General features: G+C 71.8%; 25 protein-coding genes. 15 read left to right on the top strand and 10 right to left on the bottom strand.

The genetic code is table 11. The annotated features are described in order from the left end of the window. Positions 1-28: 28 nt before the first annotated feature. Positions 29-772, bottom strand: a complete 744-nt coding sequence (locus AB0B20_RS11685; protein WP_357470072.1) for a M50 family metallopeptidase — start codon at positions 770-772, stop codon at positions 29-31. 99 nt (positions 773-871) lie between these two features. Between AB0B20_RS11685 and AB0B20_RS11680 the strand changes: the two genes are divergently transcribed. Both AB0B20_RS11680 and AB0B20_RS11675 read left to right on the top strand, forming a co-directional pair. Further along, entirely contained in the window at positions 872-1,432 is a 561-nt protein-coding gene (locus AB0B20_RS11680; protein ID WP_357470070.1) for a Uma2 family endonuclease, read from the top strand. A 128-nt stretch (positions 1,433-1,560) separates the two neighbouring features. Then, complete coding sequence (locus AB0B20_RS11675; RefSeq protein ID WP_357381576.1) at positions 1,561-2,316, top strand: GH25 family lysozyme; 756 nt, start codon at positions 1,561-1,563, stop codon at positions 2,314-2,316. A 63-nt stretch (positions 2,317-2,379) separates the two neighbouring features. Here the strand turns inward: AB0B20_RS11675 and AB0B20_RS11670 are convergent, their stop codons facing one another. Then, positions 2,380-2,592, bottom strand: coding sequence for a hypothetical protein (locus AB0B20_RS11670; RefSeq protein ID WP_091047495.1), 213 nt, complete (start codon positions 2,590-2,592; stop codon positions 2,380-2,382). A gap of 87 nt (positions 2,593-2,679) precedes the next feature. Next, positions 2,680-4,665, bottom strand: a complete 1,986-nt coding sequence (locus AB0B20_RS11665; protein ID WP_357470065.1) for a serine/threonine-protein kinase — start codon at positions 4,663-4,665, stop codon at positions 2,680-2,682. 92 nt (positions 4,666-4,757) lie between these two features. Between AB0B20_RS11665 and AB0B20_RS11660 the strand changes: the two genes are divergently transcribed. The 6 genes from AB0B20_RS11660 (at position 4,758) to AB0B20_RS11635 (ending at position 9,359) form a co-directional block, all read left to right on the top strand. Beyond that, on the top strand, positions 4,758-4,970 hold the full coding sequence (locus AB0B20_RS11660) for an acyl-CoA carboxylase subunit epsilon (protein ID WP_357470062.1): 213 nt from the start codon (positions 4,758-4,760) through the stop codon (positions 4,968-4,970). A 100-nt stretch (positions 4,971-5,070) separates the two neighbouring features. Continuing rightward, complete coding sequence (locus tag AB0B20_RS11655; RefSeq protein WP_357381567.1) at positions 5,071-5,523, top strand: hypothetical protein; 453 nt, start codon at positions 5,071-5,073, stop codon at positions 5,521-5,523. Further along, entirely contained in the window at positions 5,520-6,896 is a 1,377-nt protein-coding gene (locus AB0B20_RS11650; protein ID WP_357470059.1) for a hypothetical protein, read from the top strand. Before AB0B20_RS11655 ends, AB0B20_RS11650 begins: the two co-directional genes overlap by 4 nt. Before the next feature lie 35 nt (positions 6,897-6,931). Continuing rightward, complete coding sequence (locus tag AB0B20_RS11645; RefSeq protein WP_357470346.1) at positions 6,932-8,029, top strand: S8 family serine peptidase; 1,098 nt, start codon at positions 6,932-6,934, stop codon at positions 8,027-8,029. Positions 8,030-8,039: 10 nt separating this feature from the next. Beyond that, entirely contained in the window at positions 8,040-8,696 is a 657-nt protein-coding gene (locus AB0B20_RS11640; protein WP_357470056.1) for a Maf family protein, read from the top strand. A gap of 9 nt (positions 8,697-8,705) precedes the next feature. Continuing rightward, positions 8,706-9,359 carry an O-methyltransferase gene (locus AB0B20_RS11635; protein ID WP_357381559.1) on the top strand — a complete coding sequence of 218 codons (654 nt, stop codon included), beginning with the start codon at positions 8,706-8,708 and terminating at the stop codon, positions 9,357-9,359. 13 nt (positions 9,360-9,372) lie between these two features. Here AB0B20_RS11635 and AB0B20_RS11630 read toward each other — a convergent pair whose 3' ends face one another. From AB0B20_RS11630 to AB0B20_RS11615, 4 genes are all read right to left on the bottom strand, one after another. Beyond that, positions 9,373-10,596 (bottom strand): MFS transporter, encoded by a 1,224-nt coding sequence (locus tag AB0B20_RS11630; RefSeq protein WP_357381557.1) that lies wholly within the window; start codon positions 10,594-10,596, stop codon positions 9,373-9,375. A gap of 63 nt (positions 10,597-10,659) precedes the next feature. Beyond that, complete coding sequence (locus tag AB0B20_RS11625) at positions 10,660-11,415, bottom strand: ABC transporter permease (protein ID WP_116503979.1); 756 nt, start codon at positions 11,413-11,415, stop codon at positions 10,660-10,662. Positions 11,416-11,432: 17 nt separating this feature from the next. Continuing rightward, positions 11,433-12,392 carry an ATP-binding cassette domain-containing protein gene (locus tag AB0B20_RS11620; protein ID WP_357381555.1) on the bottom strand — a complete coding sequence of 320 codons (960 nt, stop codon included), beginning with the start codon at positions 12,390-12,392 and terminating at the stop codon, positions 11,433-11,435. 126 nt (positions 12,393-12,518) lie between these two features. After that, positions 12,519-13,109: a PadR family transcriptional regulator gene (locus tag AB0B20_RS11615; protein WP_357381801.1), complete on the bottom strand. Its 591-nt coding sequence runs from the start codon at positions 13,107-13,109 to the stop codon at positions 12,519-12,521. 133 nt (positions 13,110-13,242) lie between these two features. Between AB0B20_RS11615 and AB0B20_RS11610 the strand changes: the two genes are divergently transcribed. Together AB0B20_RS11610 and AB0B20_RS11605 are read left to right on the top strand one after the other, a co-directional pair. Then, a complete protein-coding gene (locus AB0B20_RS11610; RefSeq protein WP_357470051.1) occupies positions 13,243-14,994 on the top strand; it encodes a biotin carboxylase N-terminal domain-containing protein in 1,752 nt (583 codons plus the stop codon). A gap of 125 nt (positions 14,995-15,119) precedes the next feature. Next, positions 15,120-16,559, top strand: coding sequence for a GuaB1 family IMP dehydrogenase-related protein (locus AB0B20_RS11605; RefSeq protein WP_357470048.1), 1,440 nt, complete (start codon positions 15,120-15,122; stop codon positions 16,557-16,559). A gap of 6 nt (positions 16,560-16,565) precedes the next feature. On the opposite strand, the gene AB0B20_RS11600 is transcribed toward AB0B20_RS11605, so the two are convergent. Beyond that, the gene (locus AB0B20_RS11600) at positions 16,566-17,105 is read right to left on the bottom strand and encodes a TetR/AcrR family transcriptional regulator (protein ID WP_357381548.1); all 540 of its coding nucleotides are present in this window, start codon (positions 17,103-17,105) and stop codon (positions 16,566-16,568) included. Positions 17,106-17,190: 85 nt separating this feature from the next. Between AB0B20_RS11600 and AB0B20_RS11595 the strand changes: the two genes are divergently transcribed. Next, positions 17,191-17,634, top strand: a complete 444-nt coding sequence (locus tag AB0B20_RS11595; RefSeq protein WP_357470045.1) for a DoxX family membrane protein — start codon at positions 17,191-17,193, stop codon at positions 17,632-17,634. 69 nt (positions 17,635-17,703) lie between these two features. Here AB0B20_RS11595 and AB0B20_RS11590 read toward each other — a convergent pair whose 3' ends face one another. Continuing rightward, positions 17,704-19,326, bottom strand: a complete 1,623-nt coding sequence (locus AB0B20_RS11590; protein WP_357470042.1) for a DHA2 family efflux MFS transporter permease subunit — start codon at positions 19,324-19,326, stop codon at positions 17,704-17,706. Positions 19,327-19,380: 54 nt separating this feature from the next. Between AB0B20_RS11590 and AB0B20_RS11585 the strand changes: the two genes are divergently transcribed. The 4 genes from AB0B20_RS11585 to AB0B20_RS11570 all read left to right on the top strand — a co-directional run bounded on the left by AB0B20_RS11585 (position 19,381) and on the right by AB0B20_RS11570 (position 24,334). Then, the gene (locus tag AB0B20_RS11585) at positions 19,381-19,896 is read left to right on the top strand and encodes a MarR family transcriptional regulator (RefSeq protein WP_357470039.1); all 516 of its coding nucleotides are present in this window, start codon (positions 19,381-19,383) and stop codon (positions 19,894-19,896) included. A 61-nt stretch (positions 19,897-19,957) separates the two neighbouring features. Continuing rightward, positions 19,958-20,476: a MarR family transcriptional regulator gene (locus AB0B20_RS11580; protein ID WP_357381799.1), complete on the top strand. Its 519-nt coding sequence runs from the start codon at positions 19,958-19,960 to the stop codon at positions 20,474-20,476. Continuing rightward, positions 20,470-22,203: an ABC transporter ATP-binding protein gene (locus AB0B20_RS11575; RefSeq protein WP_357381539.1), complete on the top strand. Its 1,734-nt coding sequence runs from the start codon at positions 20,470-20,472 to the stop codon at positions 22,201-22,203. Before AB0B20_RS11580 ends, AB0B20_RS11575 begins: the two co-directional genes overlap by 7 nt. 160 nt (positions 22,204-22,363) lie before the next feature. After that, positions 22,364-24,334, top strand: a complete 1,971-nt coding sequence (locus AB0B20_RS11570) for an ABC transporter ATP-binding protein (RefSeq protein WP_357470343.1) — start codon at positions 22,364-22,366, stop codon at positions 24,332-24,334. Between the two features lie 70 nt (positions 24,335-24,404). Here the strand turns inward: AB0B20_RS11570 and thrS are convergent, their stop codons facing one another. Continuing rightward, a complete protein-coding gene (gene thrS / locus AB0B20_RS11565; protein WP_357470036.1) occupies positions 24,405-25,622 on the bottom strand; it encodes a threonine--tRNA ligase in 1,218 nt (405 codons plus the stop codon). Positions 25,623-25,939: the final 317 nt, after the last annotated feature.

Here is a 25,939-nt window from a genome sequence, read left to right as displayed (position 1 = left end):
CGGTCCGCAGCGGTGCGGCTCGGCACGGTCAGCCGGTGAGCCCCGCGTCGGCCAGGATCGGGCCGGCCAGCAGCAGCGCGCCGGCGGCCAGCGCGCCCACTGTCACCAGCAGGAACAGGCCCACCCAGAACAGCGCCGGGAACGGCGTGATCCGGGCGAGCTGGTCGGCGTCGGACTGCGGCATCCGGCCCCGGGCACGTTGCCGGTGCAGCTCGAACACCGGCCGTACGCCGCCGATCAGCAGGAACCAGACCGACGTCCAGGCGAACGCGGCCTGCACCTCGGGCGAGGTGTACCAGGAGACGGCGAGCACCACGCCGCCGGTGACCAGCAGCGACAGCACGCCGAACAGGTTGCGGATCATCACCAGCATGGCCAGCAGCAGCGCCACCGCGAGCCAGAGCAGCAGCGTGATCCGGTTCCCGGCCAGCAGCCACGCGCCGCCGAGACCGAGCAGCGACGGCGCGACGTATCCGGCGAGCAGCGTGAGGATCATGCCGGGACCGGTGGGACGGCCGGCGGAGAGCGTGAGCCCGGAGGTGTCCGAGTGCAGCCGGATGCCGTGCAGCCGCCGGCCGGTGAGCAACGCGACGAGCGCGTGGCCGCCCTCGTGCGCGATGGTCACCGCGTTACGGGCGATCCGCCAGGGCAGCCGGGCCACGACCACCGCGAGCGCGACCACGGCGGTGACCACCACGAGCAGCGGCGGCGGGTCCGGCTGGGCGCTCAATAGCGTGTCCCAGAGCGTGGTGAGGCCGTCGATCAGGGGCATGGGCGGGGAGCCTACCGCCCCGAGCCGTGTCGCTCGACCGGCCGAGTCTCATAAAGTGTGAGACTGATCGGACGAGGCGCCGGAGCGGAGGTGAGGTCGGTGAGCGCAGCTCCCTTGGAGCCCTACAGCTCGCACGTCGGTCCGTGGACCGAGGCCGACTACCTCGCGTTGAGCGACAGCCGCGACCGCATCGAACTGCTCGACGGGAGCCTGATCGTGAGCCCTGCCCCGAGCCGACGGCACCAGCGGGTGGCGCGACGACTGGCGAACTCCGTGGAGCTGGCGGCCGAGCCGTCCGGCCTGTTCGTCTACGACGCCATCAATGTGCGGCTGGGCGTGGACCGGATCGTGATCCCGGACCTCGTCGTCACGGACGCCGACGACGACGGCGTGATCCTCGACGCCGATCGCGTGGCGCTTGTCGGCGAGATCGTCTCGCCCGGCAACGCCGCCGCTGACCGGCTGGTCAAAATGCAGCTCTACGCGATCGCCCGAATACCGTGGTACCTGCTCGTCGAGCAGGACGGCGACAGCCACTCGCTGCGGCTGCACCGGCTCGACGGCGCGCACTACGTCGAGGATGCCGTCGCCAAGGCGGGTGAGACGCTCAGTGTCACCGAGCCGTTCCGTTGGGCGATGGACCCGAGCGACCTGCGCTGATCCGCAACTGTCGCGCCACCTGGGCGAACGACGACCGTCGATGAAAATTTCCTTTCTTCCTATTGCGATCTAGGGCACTAACCTCCAAAGATGGGCATCAATCAGTGGATGTCCCTCTGGAGGCAATCATGGCCCGTACCAGACTCTCCGTACGCCGGCTTCTCGCCGCCGGCCTGGCCGCCGCCGCCACCGCGGCCGTGGCCCTCGTGGCGACCGCCGGACCGGCCGCCGCCGCGACCACGCCCGGGATCGACGTCTCCCGCTACCAGGGCAGCATCAACTGGACCAGCGTCCGCAACTCGGGAATCCAGTTCGCCTTCATCAAGGCCACCGAGGGCACGAGCTACAAGGACCCGAACTTCAACGCGAACTACGTCAACGCGTACAACGCCGGGGTCATCCGCGGGGCGTACCACTTCGCCCGGCCGAACATCTCCGCCGGTTCCACCCAGGCCAACTACCTGGCCAGCAACGGCGGCGCCTGGTCGGCCGACAGCCGTACGCTTCCCGCCGCGCTGGACATCGAGGGCAACCCGTACAGCGGCGGCTACTGCTACGGCCTGAGCACCACCGGCATGCGCAACTGGATCCAGGACTTCCTCAGCACCTACCGCTCCCGCACCGGCCGGTACGCGGTCATCTACACCACCACGAGCTGGTGGAACCAGTGCACCGGCAGCTGGACCGGCCCGTGGGCCAACCACCCGCTGTGGCTCGCCCGCTGGGCCAGCGCCCCCGGCACGCTGCCGGCCGGCGCCCCGGTGTGGAGCTTCTGGCAGTACACAAGCACCGGCGCCGTCTCCGGGATCAGCGGCAACGTCGACCGCAACTACTGGAACGGTGACCGCAGCCGGCTGATCGCGCTGGCGAACAACACCGCCTGACGTACGCGCGACACAAGTGGGACCGCCTCCTCACAGGGGCGGTCCCACTGTCGTCGTACCCGGTCAGGCTCTGCGGCGCGCGGTGGCCGGGACGGGCACCGGCGTGCGGCGCGTCAGGCGCCACGCCGCCACACCGGCGACCGTGAGCGTCAACACGCCGAGCACCGCGACCGGCGCGGACAGGCCGGCGCTGATCAGGAGCAGTACGACGTCGCCGAGCGCAACGAGCATCCACAGTGCCAGCCGCGGGCCGGTGTACCTCCGTCGGTAACCCATGTCGCGCCTCCTTCCGTCGTCGGAGGATTCATACCCCCGACGACGGAAAGCCATGCGAGCGAGTTTCGTGACCGGCGGGATTCCCGATCAGTTCTTGCGGTCCGGCACGAAGCCCTTGGTGATGATCTCCCAGTTGGCCAGGTTGGCGTCCCAGTCCTTCGCGGGCACCTCCCAGCGCAGCGCGAAGCCCCGGTTGCTGGCGGTCGCCACACCACGGTTACGCACGTGGAAGCGGGTGTCGCCGTTGCGCGTCTCCAGCCAGTCCCAGTCGGCGCAGGTGCGGAAGTAGGGGTCGCACTTGGTGATGTCGACCAGCTTGTAGTCCCGGACGCGCGAAGCGCGGTACTTCTCCTGGCCCTGCCAGTCGGCGTACGCGTCCGGCTTCGGGTTCGGCGTCCACTGGATGAACAGCACCCGCCGGCTGCCGCCGACCTCGTAGAGCACGACGTTGTCGCTGCCCACCCGCGCCTGGAAGTTGTCCGGGATCGGCACCTTGAAGCCGTTCGGGCCGGTGTAGAGACGCCAGCCGGCCGGCAACGCGGCCGCCCCGGACGCCGACGGGCTCGCCGAGGGAGACGGGCTGGCCGACGCACTCGTCGCCGGGGCGCTCGGCGACGAGCTCTCGCTCGGCGCGGGCGGTGGCGCCGCCGACGCCGAGGTGCCGGCCGTCGGCTCACCGCCGTCGCCGTCGTCACCGTTGCTCAGCAGCGGCACGGCCACGACCAGGCCGACGAGCAGCAGCAGGACCAGAGCGCCGATCAGCAGGTTGCGCCGGTTGGGCGGGGCCTTCTCGACCGGCAGCACAGTGGCCCGGCCGGTCGACGGCGCCGGATCGGCGGGGGCCGGAGCCGGGCTGACCGGCGCGGAACCGGAAGCGGCCGGGCTGACCGGCACCGGCTCGCCGTCGAGCCGTGTCTCGTCGAGCGCCGGGTCGACGCCGTCCACCCGGGCCTCGTCGTCCACAAGCGTCTCGTCGGTCGAGGGCGCCGGGTCGAGCTTCGCCGTCGGGTCGGCGGGCGGCGGGGTCACCTTCGCGGTGGGCCCGGCGTCCGGAGTGGGCGCCGGCACCTTCGCCGTCGGGTCGGCGGCTGCCGCCGCCGTACCCCCGGTTGCGGCGACCCCGGACCCCGAGGTGGCCGCACGCTCCGCCTGGTCGGCCGGGCGCGGCGCGGGCACCAGCGGCGGGCGCGGCACGCGCGGACCGTTCGGCCCCGGCCGGCGTACGCCGTCCAGCAGCGAGATGCTCTTGGCCCGCCGCCCGGCGGCCTTGCGCAGCATGCGCTCGGCCACCTCGGCGGTGATCCGCTCGTCCGGGTCCTTGCGCAGCAGGCCCTGGAGCACCGGCTTGAGCGGCCCGGCGTTACGCGGCGGCGGCATCGGCTCGGTGGCGAGCGCGGCCAGCGTGGCGATCGCGGACGGGCGCGCGTACGGCGACTTGCCCTCGACCGCCGCGTAGAGCGTGGCGCCGAGCGACCAGAGGTCGGCCTCCGGCCCGGCCGTGCCGTCGCGGGCGCGCTCCGGGGAGATGTACGCGGGCGAGCCCAGCACCATGCCGGTGCGGGTCACGTTCGGGTCGCCCGGGATGGTGGCCAGGCCGAAGTCGGTGAGCACCACGCGGCCGTCCTCGCCGAGCAGCACGTTGCCCGGCTTGACGTCGCGGTGCATGATGCCCGCCTTGTGCGCGGCATTCAGCGCGTTCAGCACGCCGAGGCCGATCTCGACCGCCTTGGCCGGGGTGACCGGGCCGTCCTCGGCGATGGTGTCCTGCAACGACTTCGACGCCACGTACTCCATGACGATCCACGGATCGCCGTCGGTGCGCAGCACGTCGAAGATGCGGACCACGTTGATGTTGTTGAGGCGGGCGATCGCCCGCGCCTCACGCAGCGAACGTTCGCGCATCTCGCGGCGCTCGTCCGGGGTGAGACCTGGGGGTGGGACCAGTTCCTTGATGGCCACGTCCCGGTGCAGCACCTCGTCCCGCGCCTTCCAGACGCGGCCCATGCCGCCTTGACCGAGCGGCGTGAGAAGCCGGTACCGGTCGGCGACGAGTTGGGGGAGCGCGTTCGACATCGCAGAGAACCGTACCCGGCCGCTGCGACGCCCACACCGTCGGCACGCCACTGTACGCCGAAGGTCGAATTCACGACGCGTACCCTTGGGTCATGTCTGCCGAGGAGCCGCTGTTCCGGATCGTCCGTGGCGTGCCCACCGCCGAGGAGCTGGCCGCTCTGGTCGGCGCGATCGTGGTGCGCACCCGCCCGGCCCAGGCCGCCGCGCCGACCCCCGTGTCGCACTGGGCGCGCAGCGCGCGGCCCGCGCCGGCCGGCCCGATCGCCGGCCCCGGCGCGTGGCGGGCCTCCGGCCTGCCCCGCTGACGTCCCGTTCCGCCCGCGGCCCCCGTGTGGGGCTGCCGGGATCCCCGTGGAGCCATTAACCTCACTCAGGGAAACCGTGTGGTGACGGGCAGGAGGCTCGATGATCCCGGAGGACAACCAGCCAGCCGGCTGGCTGCGTGGCTACGGCGGCATCGAGGCCGACATCCGGCAGATGCGGGAGTTCGCCGACCGCCTCCAGGACGAGGTGACACGCAACTACGCGCCGCACCTGTCCTACATCGCCGACGACATGAAGGCCCCGGTGCCCAACCCGGCTGACGCCTTCATCGAGCTGGTGCAGTTCCTCCAGGCCCACCACGACACCCAGACGGCGGCGGTCAGCGCCGTGTGGGATCTCGCACCCGCGACCGGCCGGCTCGCCGACGCCGCCGGACGGATCGCCGCCCGCTACGACGACACCGACGCGTTCTCCTCCGCCCGCGTGGCGGACGTGGAACGAGCACTCGCGGGGCCGTCCGGCACCGTCGCCCGCCCGATGCCACCTCTCGCCGACCCCACCGCCCCCGAGCAGAGCCGGGTGATCCTGCCGTGATCGAACGAGGCAGCGGACGCACCTCCGGGCTGACCGACTGGCGGCTGATGGACGTCCTCAGCATGTGGGCGTGCGTGCAGGACCAGGACACCGCCGGCCAGTGGAAGCAGGTGGCCGGATGGCGCAAGGTCTGCGACCTCGCCCTGACCCACCTGAGCCGCCTACGGGAATACCGGCGCGGCCTGGCCGAGGCATGGCCGCCGCAGACCAACGCCGCCGCGCGGGCGTACATCGCCGAACTCGACCAGCTCATCGACCGCGTGCAGCGCACCCACGACGCCGCAGCCGCGAACTACGACGCGCTGGCGGCCGCCGCCCGCGCCATCGGCAGCGCGCGGAGCGAACTGCAACCACTGCGCGAGGAGTACGAGAAGAAGCTGCGGCAGAAGCAGGCGTACGAGGCGACGATCGCCGACACGAAGGCGGTGGCGGGCAGCCGTTTACCGGAGCGGCCCCCGGTGACCGACGACGACCTGGAGCAGTTGAACGTACGGGCACGCGGGTTGATGACGGGGTTGAGCGGCGAACTCCAGCAGGCCCAGGTCATGCTCCAGCGCCCGCCTGCGCCAGTCCGCTCAGGCCTCCCAGGCCGCCAGATCAACGATCCTGACGCCTACGGCGAGGTTCCACCGGTCATCCCGCCAGTCGTGCCAGTCCAGCTCTCTAGCTCAGCACGACGGCCACTCGCCAAGCAGCCACCGATCTACTCATCAGAAGCGAAGCCGCCGACCAGCCCTTCAAACAACGTGGGACCGATACTGGGAGGGGCCGGATCAGGAACGGCGCAAGCACCGCCTCTGACACCATCGCCATCGATCATCCCGGCGTCCCCCGCCACACCTGGAACCGGGGCGCAGATCGGCCTTCCACCGACGACAAATATCGGACGGAGCCCAATCAATCGCCCGTTAAAGCCGGGATATCCGAGCCTTCCCAGCGATGAACTCAGGACGCCTCGCCCACCTTCAGGCAACGTTGGGCGTCAAGCTTTGCCCAATGGGTTCCTAGGAGTGCCGCCGGCCCAAGGAATCAGCCCGCCCGCCTCAAGTTCTGCACGGCGGGTTAACCCGGTGGGTGGAGTAATCGGCGGTGGCGGAGCAGGTACGGCCCCCAGTGGCGCCGCAGGATCTAGGCCGGGAATCGGGCGGAGCGCGAATCCCGGAGTTGGTCAAGGGTCCTTCCCGATCGGCGGATCCCCCTCGGGGGCGGCGAATCTTAACTCCGGAAACCGGCAGGATCTGGACAAGGATGGCAAGCCAATCTGGGACGCCGATCACCCATGGGAGACAAACCAAGGCGTCGATCCAGTTATGCTTCCCCCCGAAGATGGTGGACCGATAGACCCAGGTCCGGCAATCGGCTTCAATCGGTGAGCGCAACGCAATCAATCGCTGCGACCCTCCTAACCCTGCTCGTGGCCACACCAGGGCACCAGACCCTCCTTGAGCCATCCATTGAAGCAGGCAACCGAATAAGGGGGGATCAGTGGCACCTTCGCTACCTAAAGGCAGACGTTGCCAACTCAATCTCTCAAGGCGATGGAGTACTGGTCGCGGTCCCCGATACGGGCGTCTCCGCACACCCAGACCTGCGCAATAACCTGCTAGCTGGAACTTCCACACTCCCTGGATCTTTCGGAGACGGCCGTGATGACGAAAACAGTCATGGCACGGGCATGGCCGGCCTTATCGCCGCCCATGGTCAGAGTGACGGTACAGGAGCGATCGGGATCGCCCCTCGATCGAAAATAATCCCCATCCAATCGTCTGGAGCGAACAATATTGGGCGACCTGACGATCTAGCTACGGCGATCGACTTCGCCATCACACACCGCGCGACCGTCATCAACATTTCGAGCAGTGGCGCATCAAGCCCTGCGCTAGCCCGAGCGATACGCGCAGCCTTGGCAGCAGATATTGTGATTGTCGCAGCAGCCGGAAATAGACCAGAAGACGGACAAGTCGGATACCCTGCCAGCGAGCCAGGGGTTATCGCAGTTGGAGGCGTTGACCGCGCCGGTGTGCACGCCTCCGTGTCGGTTAGCGGCCCCGAGATCGATGTCGTTGCTCCTGCTGTCGATATCTACAGCACGAGCTACGGCGGCAAGTACTCAAAGGGCACCGGGACCTCCAGCGCAACCGCCATCGTTGCCGGGGCTGCTGCTCTCATCCGCTCCAAGTACCCGAACCTCCCTGCTGCCGAAGTCGCCCACCGACTGACCGCCACAGCTGTCGACAAGGGACCGCCAGGCCGCGACGACCAGTACGGCTACGGCGTCATCGACCTGGTCGCCGCGCTCACCGCCGACGTCCCCCCGCTCGGCTTCGAGTCCTCGAACGTCACCCCACCCGCATCGGTGGAGGCAGCCCCGGACAAGGACGGCGACGGCAGCGGAACCGTACGCGGCCTCGCCACACTGGGTGTGCTGGTGACGGCGGTCGGCGGGTACCTGTTCTGGCGTCGGCGCCGACGTGCCGACGACCCGCCGCCGAGGGTCAGCCGGTAGCGTCGGCGGGGTGTCGACCTCCGTACCGGTGCGCCTCGTGCTCGCCTCGCAGTCCCCTGCCCGCCGCAAGTTGCTCCAGGCCGCCGGGATCGAGCCCGACGTGCTGGTCAGCGGTGTGGACGAGTCGCAGGTGGTGAGCGATCGGGCCGAGGATCTGTGCCTGGAACTGGCCCGGTTGAAGGCGCAGGCGGTACGCGATCGGCTGCGGCCCTCGCCGGACGAGCGCACGCTGGTGCTCGGCTGCGACTCGGTGCTGGCCTTCGACGGTGAGATCCTGGGCAAGCCGGATGACGCGGCGGACGCCACCCGGCGGTGGCAGCGGATGCGCGGGCGCAGCGGCGTACTGCACACCGGGCACTGCCTGATCGATGTGACCCACGAGTCGCGTGCCGAGGCGGTCGCCAGCACCACCGTGCACTTCGCCGACATCAGCGACGACGAGATCGCCGCGTACGTGGCGACGGGTGAGCCGCTGGCGGTGGCCGGCGCGTTCACCATCGACGGGCTGGGCGGGGCGTTCCTGACCGGGATCGAGGGTGACCCGGGCACCGTGGTGGGGTTGTCCCTGCCGCTGCTGCGCCGGCTGCTCGCCGAGGTGGAGCTGAGCATCGTCGACCTGTGGACGAAGATCGCGCCCGGGGGCCAGGAGATCGAGCATCTCGGCTAACGTCCGGTCATGACCACGAAGACGCTGCCGCTCACCCCGGAACTGCACGCCTACCTGGTGGCCCACGGGTCCGCGCCGGACGAGATCGTCCGGGAGCTGGCCGAGGAGACCCGGGCGGTCCTGCCGGCCGAGGCGGTCATGCAGGTCGCGCCGGAACAGGCGGCGTTCCTGACGTTCCTGACCCGGCTGCTCGGCGTACGGCAGGCGGTCGAGGTGGGCACGTTCACCGGCCTCTCCTCGCTGGCGATCGCGCGAGGGCTGGCCGCTGGTGGCCGGCTGACCTGCTTCGACGTCTCCGAGGAGTACACCGGCGTGGCCCGGCGCTACTGGGAGCGCGCGGGTGTGCGGGACCGGATCGAGCTGCGCATCGGTCCGGCTGCGGAGACGCTGCGTGAGCTGCCCCGCGAGCGTTACCTGGACTTCGCGTTCATCGACGCGGACAAGGTCGGCTACCCGATCTACTGGGACGAGCTGGTGCCCCGCATGCGTCCCGGCGCGGTGATCGCCGTCGACAACACGCTGCGCGACGGCCGGGTCCTGGCCCCGCGCGACGCCGACGACCGGGCGATCGCCGCCTTCAACGACGCGGTCGTCGCTGATGTCCGCGTGGAGGCGGTCATGCTTCCGATCGCCGACGGGGTCACGCTCGCCCGGGTGCGCTGAAGCCCTGCGGCTCTCAGGCCGGCAGGGCCGCCGGGCGCAGGGCACGCCCCAGCCGCACCGTGAGCAGCACCGCCACCGCGATGAACGCGGGCAGCAGCAGGAACGCCGGGTGCGGGCCGACCCCGTCGGCCACCCACCCGAGCGCCACCGGCGCGATCCCGAAACCCACACCCATCGAGTACGCCGACCAGCCCGCCGCCTTGTCGGCGGCCGGGCCGGCGACGGCCAGCGCGATCGAGATCGCCAGCGGGTAGTGCAGCGCGTTGCCGAGCCCGAGCACCACCAGCCCGATGACCGCGAGCCAGCCGACCGTACTGGCCCAGAACAGCGCGAACCCGGCCAGCGAGACGGTGAGCGCGCCGAGCAGCAGCGGCACCGGCGCCCAGCGCAGCGCGGCCCGGCCACCGGCGATCCGGCCGGCGAACATGCCGCAGACGATCGCGGCGACCGCCGCCGACGCCCCGCCCGCGCTCAGCCCGGCGTGGGTCCGCAGCACGTCGGCCGTCCACAGGGACAGGCAGACCTCGATCGACCCGGTGACCGACATCAAGATCCAGGCGATCCAGTACGCGCGCGGCAGCCGCCCCGACGCCGAACGCTCCCCGGAGGCGGGCACCCGGGTGGGGGCGGCCACCGGTACGGCTGCGCCGGCAGCCGCGACAGCGGAGGCGGGTCGCGGCCCGCGTACCCGGAAAGCCAGGGCGGCGAGCGCGACCAGCGTGATCAGGCCGACCTCGACGGCCATCAGCGGTCGCCAGCCGAGACCGGCACCGACGCCGACGCCGATGACGAGCGGCGCCAGGATGCCCATGCCGGCGCAGGCGGCGTTGGCCTCGGTGAGCGCTGCCGGAGCGGCGGATCCGTGCCGGGCGGTGAGCACCACGTTGACGCCGCTGATGACGAGCATGCCGGCGGTGGCCACGACGGCTACGGCGAGGATGGTGGCCGGCAGCGGGCGGAGCAGGCCGAGCGCTGTGGCACCCGCGGCCACACCGGCGAGGCCGAGCCAGATGGCCGGGCCGCGCCCGAGGCGGCGGGCGACCGGGGCGAACAGCGCGCCGCCGGCGAGCGCGCCCACGGCGATACCGGTGCTGTGCAGGCCGGCGACGGCGGCGCTGGTGCCCTGTTCGTCGCGGAGCAGGGGTACGACCGGGCCGAACCCGTAGAGGAAGAAGCCCCACAGACCGAGCTGGGCGTAGGTCAGCCAGGTGATCCGGTCACGGGCGAGGCGAGGCACCGGCCTGAGGCTACGCGCGCCCGGCCGGTGCCCCACCCCTGCTGAGATGCAGGTCTCCCCTGCTCAGCGGACGCTGCGGGCGAACTGGCGGGCGGCCCAGAAAACGCCGGCGGCGGCGAGTACCGCGATGATGCCGAGGCCCTGCCAGACCCGGTCGTTGCCCAGGTCGCCGTTGAACAGCGCGCGGGTGCCCTCGACCGCCCAGGAGAACGGGTTCCACTTGGCCACGCCCTGGAGCCAGCCGGGCGCGAAGGTGAGCGGCAGCAGGATGCCGGAGAGCAGCAGCACCGGCTGCGCGACGGTGTTCATCAGCGGGGCGAGCGCGTCCTCGCTCTTGACCTTGAGCGCGATGCCGTAGGAGACAGCCGAGGTCATCAGCGCGATGAGGGCGAGCATCAGGTACGCCAGGAGCAGGTTGCCGATGAACACGCGCAGGTCGAACGCGAGCGCCAGCAGCGTGATGATGACCGCCTGCACGATCAGCGAGACCACGTCGCGCAGCGAGCGGCCGAGCAGCAGCGCGAGCCGGCTGACCGGGGTGACCCGGGAGCGTTCGATGACGCCGGCGCGCAGCTCGGCGATCAGGCCGAAGCCCTGGAACAGGCCGCCGAAGATGGCCAGCAGCACGAGCAGGCCGGGCACGAAGATCTTGTACGCGGCGGCCTGGGTGGGCGCGTTCAGTGCCGGCTTGAGCAGCGGGGCGAACAGGAGCAGGTACATCACCGGCTGGAAGACGCCGACGAAGATCCACACCGGGTTGCGCAGGAGCAGCAGCGTCTGGCGCTGGAAGATCAGCCAGGTGTCGCGGGCGAGTTTCATGACAGCTTCTCCGGAGGTCAGGACTCGCGCAGCGAGCGGCCGGTCTTGGTGAGGAAGACGTCGTCGAGGCTGGGGCGGTGCAGCTCGATCGAGCGCAGGTCCAGCCCGGCGTGGTCGAGGCGGCGCAGCACCTGCGGGATGGCGGTGGCGCCCTCGTCGACGTAGAGGCGCAGGCCACCCTCGTCGACGGTCTCCAGCTTGCTCACGTACGCCTCGGTGTCGAGCAGCTCGGCGGCGCGCGGGGTGCTCGGGGCGTCCAGGCCGACGATCACCACCTCGCCGGAGATCTCCCGCTTCAGCTCGGCGGGTGTGCCCTCGGCGACCACCTCGCCGTGATCCATGATCGCGATGCGGTCGCAGAGCGCGTCCGCCTCGTCCAGGTAGTGCGTGGTGATGAAGACGGTCATGCCCTCGGTACGCAGCCGGCGGATCTCGTCCCACATGTGCGCGCGGCTCTGCGGGTCGAGGCCGGTGGTCGGCTCGTCCAGGAAGACGATCTTCGGCTCGTGGATGATGCCGAGCGCGATCTCGACGCGCCGGCGCTGGCCGCCCGAGTAGGTCTTGCACTTGCGGTCGGCGTACTCGGTGAGCTGGAAGGCTTCCAGCGCGCGCTCGGCACGGCGGTGCGCCTCGGCCTTGCCGATGCCGTAGAGGCGGGCCTGGAGCACCAGCTCCTCGCGGGCGGTCGACTCGTCCCAGGTGCTGCCGCCCTGGGCCACGTAGCCGATCCGGCGGCGCACCTCGGCCGGGTCCTTGCGCAGGTCGGCGCCGGCCACCGTGGCCTGGCCGCCGTCCGGCTCGATGAGGGTGGCGAGCATCCGCAGCGTGGTGGTCTTGCCGGCGCCGTTGGGCCCGAGGAAGCCGAAGATCTCCCCCGCGGCGACGTCGAGGTCGACGCCGCGGACCGCGTCCACGGTCTTCGTCTGGCGACCCTCGCGGGAGCGGTACGTCTTCCGCAGCCCCCTGGTCTCGATCATCTCTGCTCCTGGTCGTCCGGGCGGACCGGGTGGCCGCCGATCGTCCGCGAGGACGCACGGATCCCCCGCGATTCCCGCCGAGGCTAACGCGATATAGCTTCTTTGGTCAACGTTGATTATGTCGTGTCACTCCGACCCGTCGGTCCAACCCGACCAGCCCTCGGCCCGTTCCATCCCATCGGGCAGGTACGACACTCCGGACTCGATCCGCTCCGCGATCCGCTCGCACCAGGCCGTCTCCGCCTCGGCGCGGGCCAGCCACAGCTCGAACATCCACCCGACGTGCACCGGCTTGCGGGTGCGCACCCAGTCCGAGTCGAGCGAGGCGCGCATCGACTCCACTCCGGCGCGCAGCAGGTTCGCCCGGTTGCGCAGCGCCGCCGCGGCCTCCTCGCGGGGCATCGCCGGCAGGAACGAGAACGCCGCCACGAACGGGTCCGGCGACTCGTGGACCTGCCACCACTGCGCCCGCAGCAGCGTCTCGAACTCGTCCTCCCCCTTCGGCGTCACCTCGTACGTGGTGCGCGCCGGACGCGCGCCCACCTGCTCGACCGAGACGGTCCGCAGCAGGCCCTCGTCGGTGAGCTTGCGCAACGCGTGGTAGATCGAGCCCGGTTGCACGTTCGCCCACTTGTCCGCGCTCCAACTGAGCAGCTCACGACGCACGTCGTAGCCGTGCACCGGCTGCATCCACCTGACCAGTCCGAGAATCATCATCCGCGTCGCCGACACGGACGCAAGCGTAATAGGCAAGTTTGACTACAGTGCCGCATCCCACACTGAGCGATCGTTAGGCCCCGCAGCTCGGCCGCTAAACTCCCGGCAACGACCTCCCGGGAGGAGCCCCAAGGTGCGCAAGGTTCTCATCGCCAACCGCGGCGAGATCGCCGTCCGCGTCATCCGCGCCTGCCGCGACGCCGGACTGGCCAGCGTCGCCGTCTACGCGGATTCCGATCGGGACGCCCTGCACGCCACGCTCGCCGACGAGGCGTACGCCCTCGGCGGTGACACCGCCGCCGACAGCTACCTGCGCATCGACAAGCTGATCGACGTGGCGGCCCGCTCCGGCGCGGACGCCGTGCACCCCGGCTACGGCTTCCTCTCCGAGAACGCCGACTTCGCCCAGGCCGTCATCGACGCCGGGCTGACCTGGATCGGCCCCACCCCGCAGGCGATCCGCGACCTCGGCGACAAGGTGACCGCCCGGCACATCGCGCAGCGCGCCGGAGCCCCGCTGGTGCCCGGCACCCCCGACCCGGTCGGCAACGCGGACGAGGTGATGGCGTTCGCCGTCGACCACGGCCTGCCGGTCGCCATCAAGGCCGCCTTCGGCGGTGGCGGGCGCGGCCTGAAGGTCGCCCGCACCATGGAGGAGATCCCGCACCTGTTCGAGTCGGCCACCCGCGAGGCGGTCGCCGCGTTCGGCCGGGGCGAGTGCTTCGTCGAGCGTTACCTGGACAAGCCGCGCCACGTCGAGGCGCAGGTGCTGGCCGACCAGCACGGCAACGTGATCGTGGTGGGCACCCGGGACTGCTCGCTCCAGCGCCGGCACCAGAAGCTGGTCGAGGAGGCGCCCGCGCCGTTCCTCACCGAGGCCCAGCGCGCCCAGATCCACGACAGCGCCAAGGCCATCTGCCGGGAGGCCGGCTACCACGGCGCCGGCACCGTCGAATACCTGGTCGGCGCGGACGGCACGATCTCCTTCCTGGAGGTGAACACCCGGCTCCAGGTCGAGCACCCGGTCACCGAGGAGACCGCCGGCATCGACCTGGTCCGCGAGCAGTTCCGCATCGCCGACGGGGAGAAGCTGCGCTTCACCGAGGACCCGGCGCCGCGCGGGCACGCCATCGAGTTCCGGATCAACGGCGAGGACCCGGGCCGCAACTTCCTGCCCGCGCCGGGCACCGTCACCGCGCTGCGCCTGCCGTCCGGGCCGGGCGTGCGGGTCGACACCGGCATCTCGGCCGGCGACGTGATCGGCGGCAACTTCGACTCGCTGCTGGCCAAGGTGATCATCGTCGGCGAGACGCGCGCCGAGGCGCTGGAGCGGGCCCGCCGGGCGCTCGACGAGATGGTGGTCGACGGCATGGCCACCGCGCTGCCCTTCCACCGCCTGGTGATCCGCGACGAGGCGTTCACCACCGAGCCGTTCACCGTGCACACCCGGTGGATCGAGACCGAGTGGGACAACACCGTCCCGGCCTTCACCGCCGCCGCCGGTGCCGGCGACGAGCCGGCCGAGCGCGAGACCGTCGTGGTCGAGGTGGGCGGCAAGCGGCTGGAGGTCGTCCTGCCCGCCGGGCTCGGCGCTGGTACGGCGGCAGCCGCGCCCGCCGCGAAGAAGCCGGCCCGCCGGGGCGGCGGGGGCAAGGCGGGCGCCGCGGTCAGCGGTGACACGCTCGCCTCCCCGATGCAGGGCACGATCGTGAAGATCGCGGTGGCCGACGGCGACGAGGTGGCCGAGGGCGACCTGGTCGTGGTGCTGGAGGCGATGAAGATGGAGCAGCCGCTGCACGCGCACAAGGCCGGCACGGTGAGCGGGCTCGCGGCCGAGGTCGGCGCGGTGATCACCTCCGGCGCGGCGATCTGCACCATCGCCTGAGGTGTAAGGAAGGGCCCCTTCTTAACGCGTGAGGTAGTGAAGGGGCCCCTTCTTAACAGCGCAGGGCCGGGTGGTGTGAGCCACCACCGCAGGCGGGCGCGGCCCGGGGCGGGAATGATGGCCGGGTGCGGTTCCTTCACGGCGCGGTCCCCGCGCACGACCTGACCTACAACGACGTCTTCATGGCGCCCAACCGTTCGGAGGTGGGCTCCCGGCTCGACGTCGACCTGGCCACCACCGACGGGACCGGCACCACGATCCCGCTCGTGGTGGCGAACATGACAGCCGTCGCGGGCCGGCGGATGGCCGAGACCGTGGCGCGACGCGGCGCGGTGGCGGTGATCCCGCAGGACATCCCGATCGAGGTCGTCGCCGACGTGGTCGGCTGGGTCAAGCAGCGGCACCTGGTCTACGACACGCCGATCACGCTCGGCCCGACCGAGACCGTCGGCGACGCGATCCACCTGCTGCCGAAGCGTTCGCACGGCGCGGTGGTGGTGGTCGACGCGGACGGGCGGCCGATGGGCGTGGTGACCGAGGCGGACACCGTCGGGGTGGACCGCTTCGCCCAGCTCCGGCACGTGATGTCGACCGAGCTGCACACCGTTTCGGCGGACGCGGACCCGCGTACCGGGTTCGACCGGCTGTCGGCGGGCCGGCGGCGGATCGCGCCGGTGGTGGACGGCGACGGCCGCCTGGTCGGGGTGCTGACCCGGCAGGGGGCGCTGCGCGCCACGCTCTACACCCCGGCCGTGGACGACCGGGGGCGGCTGCGGATCGCGGCCGCCGTGGGCATCAACGGTGACGTCACGGGCAAGGCCGCCGCGCTGCTGGAGGCCGGTGTGGACACGCTGGTCGTGGACACCGCGCACGGGCACCAGGAGCGGATGCTCCAGGCGCTGCGGGCGGTCCGCCGGCTGGACCCGCCGGTGCCGGTGGCGGCCGGGAACGTGGTGACCGCCGACGGGGTACGCGACCTGGTCGACGCGGGCGCGGACATCGTGAAGGTGGGCGTCGGGCCAGGCGCGATGTGCACCACCCGGATGATGACCGGCGTGGGCCGCCCGCAGTTCTCCGCCGTGCTCGACTGCGCCGCCGCGGCCCGTTCGCTGGGGCGGCACGTCTGGGCCGACGGCGGCGTACGGCACCCGCGCGACGTGGCGCTGGCGCTGGCGGCGGGCGCCTCGAACGTGATGATCGGCTCCTGGTTCGCCGGCACCTACGAGTCCCCCGGTGACCTTTACACCGACGCCGACGGGCGGCGCTACAAGGAGAGCTTCGGCATGGCGTCGTCGCGTGCGGTGAGCGCCCGTACGGCCGAGGACAGCGCGTTCGACAGGGCCCGGAAGGCGATCTTCGAGGAGGGCATCTCCTCGGCCCGGATGTATCTGGACCCGAACCGGCCCGGGGTCGAGGACCTGATCGACGAGATCATCTCCGGCGTGCGCAGCGCGTTCACGTACGCGGGCGCGCGCAGTCTGGAGGAGTTCCACGAGCGGGCGCTCGTCGGCGTGCAGAGCGCCGCCGGGTACACCGAGGGAATGCCGCTGCCGACGAGCTGGTGACGCGGCTCAGCTGAACAGCCGCCTGATCACGGTACGGGCGGCGGCCTCCGGGTCGTCGCCCACCCGTGGCGGCAGCGCGCCGGAGAGCCAGAGCGTGGCGAAGCCGTGCACTATCGACCAGGCGGCCAGCGCGTCCGCGTCCGGCTCCCGCCCGGTGTGCCGGGCCACCCCGCCGCGCAGCAGCTCGCCGGACCGGGCCCGGGCGGCGATCAGCTCCGGGTCGTCGGCCCGGTACAGCTCGGGCCGGAACATGACGTCGAAGTGCGCGCGGTGCCGCACCGCGAACCCGACGTACGCCACACCGGTGTCGAGCAGGTCGTCGCCGGCCTGCCGGAGCGCGTCGGCGAGCAGGTCGAAGCCCTGGGTGGCGAACGCGGTGAGCAGCCCCGCCTTGTCGCCGAAGTGGTGCGCGGGCGCGGCGTGCGAGACCCCGGCCCGGCGGGCCAGCTCACGCAGGCTCAGCGCGGCCGGCCCGGACTCGGCGATCGCCTCGGCGGCGGCGCTCAGCAGGACGCGGCGGAGGTCGCCGTGGTGGTACGAGGCCATGCCGCCACCCTAACTTGTCATTGACAAGATGGCACCCGTCGCGGAATCTTGTCACCGACAAGATTCCGCGTCGGAGGGACTGACCATGGCACCGCTGATCGCACTCCTCGCCGGCACCGCGCTGGCCCGGATCGCCGGCCTGCTCGGCGTGGACGCCCTGGACGGGTGGCACCCCGCGTTGCGGGTCGGGCTGGCGCTGATGATGGTGCTGACCGGCGTGGCCCACTTCGCGTCCCGCCGGGCCGACCTGATCGCGATGGTCCCGCCGTCGCTGCCCCGGCCCGACCTGCTGGTCACCGTCACCGGCGTACTGGAACTCGCCGGCGCGCTCGCCCTGCTGGTCCCGGCCACCGCGCGTCCGGCGGCGGCCGGGCTGGCGCTGCTGATGCTCGCCATGTTCCCGGCGAACGTGTCGGCCGCGCGGCGCGGGCTCACGCTCGCCGGGCGCCCGGTGACGCCGATCGGCGTCCGTACCCTGCTCCAGGTCGTCTTCGTGGGCGCCGCGCTGGCGGTGGCCCTCGGCGGGTGACCGCAGCGAGGGCCGGGCCCGCCCCGGCGGCCCGCCGGAACGAGACCGGCGGGCCGCACGGGACCCGGCTCAGGCGCGGGCCGGCTCCGCCTCGGCGGGCGAGGCGTCCCCGGCCTCGCCGTGCCGGACCGTCGGCAGGCGCAGGCAGGCGACCAGGCCGATCAGCAGGAATCCGGCCCCCGCGAAGGCGGCGTACCGGGTGGCGTCGGAGAACGCCTGCTTCGCCTCCTGGGCGATCGGTGCGGTGCGCGGGTCCGCCTCCAGCCCGCCGATCGCCGCGCCGGCACTCTCCTTGACCGCGCTCACCACCTGGTCCCGCTGGGCGGGGGTGAGCCCGGGCTGGTCGGCCAGGCGGTCACCGAGGATACCGCCGAGGCCGGCGAAGAGGACGGTGCCGAGCACCGCGATGCCGAGCGCGGAACCGACCTGACGGGCGGTGCTCTGCAGGCCCGAGCCCTGGCCGCTGCGGCGCACCGGCACCTGCGACAGGGAGACGCCGGTGAGCTGGGCGGTGGCCAGGCCGACGCCGAGGCCGTAGACGAACAGGAAGCCCAGCGGCGCCCACCAGCTGGTGTCCGGCGCGACCACGAGCCCGAGTCCGATCACGCCGACGACCTCGGCGGCGACGCCGAGCTGGACCACCCGGGCGGCACCCCAGCGCTGCGTCAGCGGCGCGCCCATGCCGCTGGCCAGGAAGCTGCCGACGGCGAGCGGCAGCAGCGCCAGGCCGGTGCGGAAGGCGCTGTAGCCGAGCACGTTCTGGAACCACAGCGGAAGCGCGAACAGCAGTCCGAGCTCGCCCAGGCTGACGATCGCGGCGGCCAGGATGCCGTTGCGGAACGAGCTGATGCCGAACAGCGACAGGTCGAGCAGTGCGGGGCGGCCGGACCGGTTGCGGCGTACCTGCTGCGCCAGGAAGATCCCGAGCGCGACGAGGCCGACCAGCGCGGAGACCGGGACCGGCGAGATCGACGCGGTCCAGTCCAGCCCGAACAGGCTGAACGGCCGCTCCCGCTCCCACCAGCCGTAGGTGCGGCCCTCGATCAGGGCGAAGACCACGCCGGTCATGCCGATCACCGAGAGCAGCGCGCCGAGCAGGTCCAAGCCGCGTTCGGCCTGCTCGTCGCGGGACTCGGCGACCAACACGAGCGTCGCCACGATCACGGCCAGGCTGACCGGGACGTTGATGCCGAAGGCCCACCGCCAGGAGTACGTGGTGGTGAGCCAGCCGCCGAGCAGCGGCCCGAGCGCCGCCGCGCCACCGATGGTGGAGCCCCAGACGGCGAACGCGATGCCCTTCTCCCGGCCGGTGAAGTTGGCGTTCAGCAGGGAGAGCGAGGTGGGCAGCATCATCGCCCCGCCGATGCCCTGGAGCACCCGGGACGCGATGAGCGTCTCGCCGGAGCCGGCGAGCGCCGCGAGCACGCTGGCCACCACGAACACGGTGACGCCGACGAGGAACATCCGCCGTCGCCCGGACCGGTCGGCGAAGCGGCCGGCGACCAGCAGCAACGCGGCGAAGACCAGGGTGTACGCCTCCTGCACCCACTGCGCGTCGGTGGAGGTGATGTCGAGGTCCCGGATGATCTGCGGCACCGCGACGTTCACGATTGTCGCGTCCACGATGATCATCGCCACGCCGAGGCTGATGGCAAGTAGCCCGAACCAGCGTCCGCGCCCGTCGCCGCGCATTGCGCCCCCCCTTTAGCTAGATTCTCTAGCTACCTGAGATGCTAGCTTTATCCCATGGAGGGGGTGCCGTCAAGCGGGGAGCCGACGCCGGCCGCGCCGCCGAGCAGCGAGACTTCCCGCGCGCTGCGCGACGTGCTGCGGATCGCCGGTGACACCCGGGCCGCGCTGGCCCGCCGCCTGGGCCTCAACGCCACCGACGCGGCGGCGATCGACCACCTGGTCTCCAGCCCGGAGCCGCTGGGCCCGGTCGAGCTGGGCAACCGCCTCGGCATCCGCTCCGCCTCGGCGACCACGCTCGTCGACCGGCTCGTGCAGGCGGGCCACGTCACCCGGACCCCGCACCCGCACGACCGGCGTCGACTGAGCCTCCAGGTGACCGAGAGCGCCGTCGGCGAGGTGCTGGAGGCGCTCCGCCCGATGCTCGTCGGCGTCGACCGGGCGGTCGCCCGGCTCACCCCCGAGCAGGCCGAGGCCACCACGGCCTTCCTGCGCGAGGTCACCGAGGTGATGCGGGAGTACGTCGCCACCGCCCCGGACGAGCCGTCGCGGGCCCGCCCCGACCGCCGCTGAGGAGATTCTCAGAATTAGTTTGGGCCCTGATGGTTCGGGAGCTAACCTGACGCTCGTGAACATGGGCCCGCTCGTCCGCTTCCCCGACGCGTTGCACCACGCGCCACTCGGCCGGCTGATCTCGATCGCCGGTCACGTCGTCGAACAGCACTGGGGGCGTTACCTCGCCGAACACGGGCTCACGTCCGCCGGCATGCGGGTCCTGATGATCCTCCTGCGGGCCGGCGAGGTGAGCCACCGGGAAATGGCCGAGCTGTGCTTCGTCCGGCCCGCCACGCTCACCGGCATCGTCGACACGCTGGAACGCGACGACTTCGTCAGCCGCCGTCGCGCCCCGGAGGACCGCCGCACGGTCCGGCTCGCCCTGACCGACAAGGGCGGCGAGCACGCCCGCGCCATCATCGACATGATTCACAGCGACCGGCCGTTGACGTCGGTCGACGCCGACCCGGCCAACCGGGCGGTGATCCGCCAGTTCCTGATCGAAATCATCACCGGCATGTCCGACGGGGACCTCCGTCGGTTGAACCGGGACAGCGAGTCCGACACCGAGCCGCCGACGGGGAGCCATCCGTGTTGATCCGCCTGCTCCGCACACATCTGCACCCGTACCGACGATGGCTGGCCGCCGTGGTGGCGTTCCAGTTCGTCGGCACGATCGCCTCGCTCTACCTGCCGAGCCTGAACGCCGACATCATCGACCGGGGCGTCGCGGTCGGCGACACCGACCAGATCATGCGTACGGGCGGGTGGATGCTGCTGGTCAGCCTGCTCCAGATCGCCTGCTCGATCGCCGCCGTCTACTTCGGCGCGAAGACCGCCATGGCGTTCGGCCGCGACGTGCGCGGCTCGATCTTCCGGCGCGTCAACAGCTTCTCCGCCCGCGAGGTCGCCCGGTTCGGAGCGCCGTCGCTGATCACCCGCAACACCAACGACGTCCAGCAGGTGCAGATGCTGGTGTTGCTGAGCTGCACCATGCTGGTGGCCGCGCCGATCATGAGCGTCGGCGGCGTGGTGATGGCCCTGCGCGAGGACGTCGGGCTCTCCTGGCTGATGCTGGTCTGCGTACCGGTGCTGGCCGTCGCGCTGGGCCTGATCATCCGCCGGATGGTCCCGGGCTTCCGGCTCATGCAGACCCGGATCGACACCGTCAACCGGGTGCTGCGCGAGCAGATCACCGGCATCCGGGTGGTCCGGGCGTTCGTACGGGAGCCGTACGAGACCGACCGGTTCCGGGCCGCGAACACGGACCTGACCGCCACCGCGCTGCGGATCGGGCGGCTCCAGGCGCTGATCTTCCCGATCGTGATGCTGGTGCTGAACGTCTCCAGCGTCGCGGTGCTCTGGTTCGGCGCGGCACGTGTCGACTCCGGCCAGATCCAGGTCGGCGCGCTCACCGCGTTCCTGCAATACCTCATGCAGATCCTGATGGCGGTCATGATGGCCACCTTCATGCTGATGATGGTGCCCCGGGCGGCGGTCTGCGCCGAGCGCATCGAGGAGGTGCTCGACACCGACTCGTCGGTGGTGCCGGCAGCCGACCCGGTCACCGAGGTCACCGGCCGGGGCGAGCTGGAGTTGCGCGGCGCCGGGTTCCAGTACCCGGGCGCGACCGCGCCGGTGCTGCACGACATCTCGTTCCGGGCCGAGCCGGGCCGGACCACGGCGATCATCGGATCCACCGGCGCCGGCAAGACCACGCTGCTGACGCTCATCCCCCGCCTGGTCGACCCGACCGCCGGCGCGGTCCTGGTCGACGGCGTGGACGTACGGGATCTCGCCCCGGACGAGCTGTGGCGGCGGATCGGGCTGGTGCCCCAGCGGCCGTACCTGTTCACCGGCACCGTCGCCAGCAACCTGCGCTACGGCAACCCGGACGCCACCGACGCCGAACTGTGGGCCGCCCTGGAGATCGCCCAGGCGCGCGACTTCGTCGCCGAGATGTCGGGCGGGCTGGAGGCGCCGATCGCGCAGGGCGGCACCAACGTCTCCGGCGGCCAGCGGCAACGCCTGGCCATCGCCCGCGCGCTCGTCCGCAAACCGGAGATCTACCTCTTCGACGACTCCTTCTCCGCGCTCGACCTCGGCACGGACGCCCGGCTGCGGGCCGCCCTCAAGCCGGTCACCGCGGACGCGGCGGTGGTGATCGTGGCCCAGCGGGTCTCCACGATCGTCGACGCCGACCAGATCATCGTGCTCGAGGACGGGGGTGTCGTCGGGATGGGACGACATGAGGAACTGCTGGAGAGCTGCCCCACGTACGCCGAGATCGTCGCGTCGCAGCAGACGGCGGAGGTGGCCGCGTGAGCGCGAGGAGTGAGCCGGGGTTGCGAGCCCCGCAGTCGCGAACGAACGGGGGCACAGCGTGAGCGGGGGGAACGGCGGGACGCCGTCGGTTCCGCAGCAGAAGAACGAGCCGAACCGGCTGCCGCCGGCCGGGCGGCGGCCCGGCGGTGGCCCACCGCACATGAGCATGGGCATGCCGGCCGAGAAGGCGATGAACTTCGGGCCGTCGGCACGCCGGCTGCTGGGGCGGCTGCGGCCGTACCGGCTCCAGCTCACCGGCGTGCTCGCGCTGGCCCTGGCCAGCGTCGGGCTCAGCGTCATCGGGCCGAAGGTGCTCGGGCACGCCACCGACATCATCTTCAGCGGGGTGATCGGGCGGCAGCTTCCGCCCGGCACCACCACCGAGGCGGCGGCGGAGGCGGCCCGCGCCGAGGGCAACGGCAACTTCGCCGACATGCTGGCCCGGATGGACGTGATCCCGGGCACCGGCATCGACTTCGACGCGCTGGGCCGGGTGCTGGCGTTCGCCGTCGTGCTCTACGTCGGCGCGAGCATGCTCCAGTGGGCGCAGGGCTGGGTGCTCAACGGGGTGGTGCAGCGCACCGTGCTGACGCTGCGCGCCGACGTGGAGGACAAGCTCAACCGGCTGCCGCTGCCCTACTTCGACAAGCAGCCCCGCGGTGAGCTGCTGAGCCGGGTCACGAACGACATCGACAACGTGTCGCAGACGCTCCAGCAGACGCTGAGCCAGCTGCTCACGTCGCTGCTCACAGTCGTCGGCGTACTCGGGATGATGTTCTGGATCTCGCCGCTGCTGGCAATCGTCGCGCTCGTCGCGGTGCCGCTGTCGGTGGTGGTCACCGGCCAGATCGCCAAGCGCTCGCAGGGCAAGTTCATCGCCCAGTGGAAGCACACGGGCGAGCTGAACGGCCAGATCGAGGAGGCGTACACCGGGCACGAACTGGTGAAGGTCTTCGGCCGGCAGAAGGAGGTCGAGGCCGCCTTCCACGCCAAGAACGAGGAGCTGTTCCGGGCCGGCTTCGGCGCGCAGTTCGTCTCCGGGCTGATCATGCCGGCGATGTTCTTCATCGGGAACCTCAGCTACGTCGCGATCGCCGTGGTCGGCGGCCTGCGGGTGGCGTCGGGCTCGATGAGCCTCGGTGACGTGCAGGCGTTCATCCAGTACTCGCGGCAGTTCACCCAGCCGCTCACCCAGGTCGCGTCGATGGCCAACCTGCTGCAGTCCGGGGTGGCCTCGGCCGAGCGGGTCTTCGCTGTGCTCGACGCCGACGAGCAGAGCCCCGACCCGGCCGAGCCGGCCCGGATCGCCGACCCGCACGGGCGGGTCGAGTTCGAGCACGTCTCCTTCCGGTACGACCCGGAGAAGCCGCTCATCGACGACCTGTCGCTGGTCGCCGAGCCGGGCCACACGGTGGCCATCGTCGGTCCCACCGGCGCCGGCAAGACCACGCTGGTCAACCTGGTCATGCGGTTCTACGAGCTGGACGCCGGGCGGATCACGCTGGACGGGGTGGACCTCTCCACGATGCGCCGCGACGAACTGCGCGGCCGGATCGGCATGGTGCTCCAGGACACCTGGCTGTTCGGCGGCACCATCCGGGACAACATCGCCTACGGACGCCCCGACGCCACCGAGGAGGAGATCCTCGCCGCCGCCCGGGCGACGTTCGTCGACCGGTTCGTCCGCAGCCTGCCGGACGGCTACGACACGGTGATCGACGAGGAGGGCAGCAACGTCAGCGCCGGGGAGAAGCAGCTCATCACCATCGCCCGCGCGTTCCTGGCCGAGCCGTCGCTGCTGATCCTGGACGAGGCGACCAGCTCGGTGGACACCCGGACCGAGGTGCTGCTCCAGCGGGCCATGGCGGCGCTGCGCTCGGACCGGACGAGCTTCGTCATCGCGCACCGCCTCTCCACCATCCGCGACGCCGACCTGATCCTGATGATGGAGCAGGGCCGGATCGTCGAGCAGGGCACCCACGACCAGCTCGTCGCCGCCGGTGGCGCGTACGCCCGGCTCTACCGGGCGCAGTTCACCGGCGCGGTGATCGAAGACGAGATCCCGGCGCCCACCCCGGCCGGCCCTCCGGCGGGAATGCGTGCCGGTGCCGGCACGCCGGCCGGGAACTGACGTGGACCCGGCCACAGGTCCGGCACCGGTCGGTGTCCGGGTGCCTTACCGGCACCCGGACGGGCCGGAGTCAGGCCGGCGGGAGCAGCCCCGCCGACCGGCTCGCGACCACCGCGCCGACCAGGCCCAGCGCCTCGGCGGCGGGCATCGGGTCGAGCACCCGGCCGTCGCGCAGGCGCAGCGAGACCGAACCGTCGGCCACCTCCCGGGGGCCGAGGACCCCGGTGTACGGGACTCGGCGGCGGGACGCGTCCCGGATCCGGGCGCCGAGCGAACCGGCGTGGTCGACCTCGGCCCGCAGCCCGGCCGCCTCGGCGCGGCGGGCCAGCGCGACGGCCGCGTCGGCCTGCGCCGCGTCCACCGGCAGCAGCAGCACCTGCACCGGGGCGTACCAGGCCGGGAACGCGCCCTGGTGCACCTCGATCAGGTACGCGAACAGCCGTTCCATGCTGCCGACGAGGCTGCGGTGCACCATCACCGGCCGTTTCCGGCGGCCGTCCGAGTCGGTGTACGACAGGTCGAACCGTTCCGGTTTGTCGAAGTCGAGCTGGACGGTGGAGATGGTCGACTCCCGGCCGGCCGCGTCGACGATCTGAATGTCGATCTTCGGCCCGTAGAACGCGGCCTCGCCCGGCGCCTCGACGACGTCCACCCCGTCGAGCGCGGCGCGGAGCAGTTCCTCGGCCCGCCCCCAGCCGGCGTCGTCGCCCACGTACCGCCGGCCCGGCCCGCGCAGCGACAACCGGAACCCGGCGGGACGGACGCCGAGCGCGGCGTACGCCTCGCCGATCAGCCGCAGGATCTCGCGGACCTCGTCGCCGACCTGCTCCAGCGCGCAGAAGTTGTGCGCGTCGTTGAGCGAGATGGCTCGTACGCGAGACAGCCCGCCGAGCACCCCGGAACGCTCGGCCCGGTACATCCCGCCCAGCTCGGCGACCCGCAGCGGCAGCTCCCGGTAGGAACGCCCACGGGCCCGGAACACCAGCGCGTGGTGCGGGCAGAGCGCCGGGCGCAGCACGAACTCGTCGTCGGCGCTCAGCCGCATCGGCGGGAACATGTCGTCGGCGAAGTAGCCCAGGTGCCCGGAGAGCTCGAACAGCTCCCGTTTGGCCAGTGGCGGGGAGTAGACGTGCCGGTAGCCGGCCCGGCGCTCCAGCTCCCGCACGTACTCCTCGACGGCGTGCCGGGCGGCGGCGCCGGCCGGCAGCCAGATCGGCAGCCCGGCGCCCGCGAGCGGGTCGGAGACGAACAGCTCCAGCTCCCGGCCGAGCCTGCGGTGGTCGATCATGTCGCTCTCCTTGATCGGGTACGACCCGGAGGCGAGCGGGCCCGGAACGCCGCGAGGCCCCGGAGCGGATCGCCCCGGGGCCTCGTCGACGGAAACGTCAGTGCGGCACGCCGGGAACACCCGGCGTCGTCGTTACTACCGCGCTACGCATGCCCTGACGCTAGACGCGCGGGCGTCGATGGCGCACCTGAAATATGGAGAGTGGGGGCGGGTCGCCGGCACGGTGCTGCGCATGCCGGGGCTGGACGACGACGACCCGGCGGTGATCGCGCACGGGCAGACCCGCGCGCCGGAGACGCTCACCGCGGCCGAGCTGC

Source organism: Micromonospora sp. NPDC049151, assembly GCF_040648395.1.
Classification (GTDB): Bacteria; Actinomycetota; Actinomycetes; order Mycobacteriales; family Micromonosporaceae; genus Micromonospora.
The sequence above is the reverse complement of the archived record's forward strand: the minus strand, read 5'-3'. Positions and strand labels throughout refer to the sequence as shown.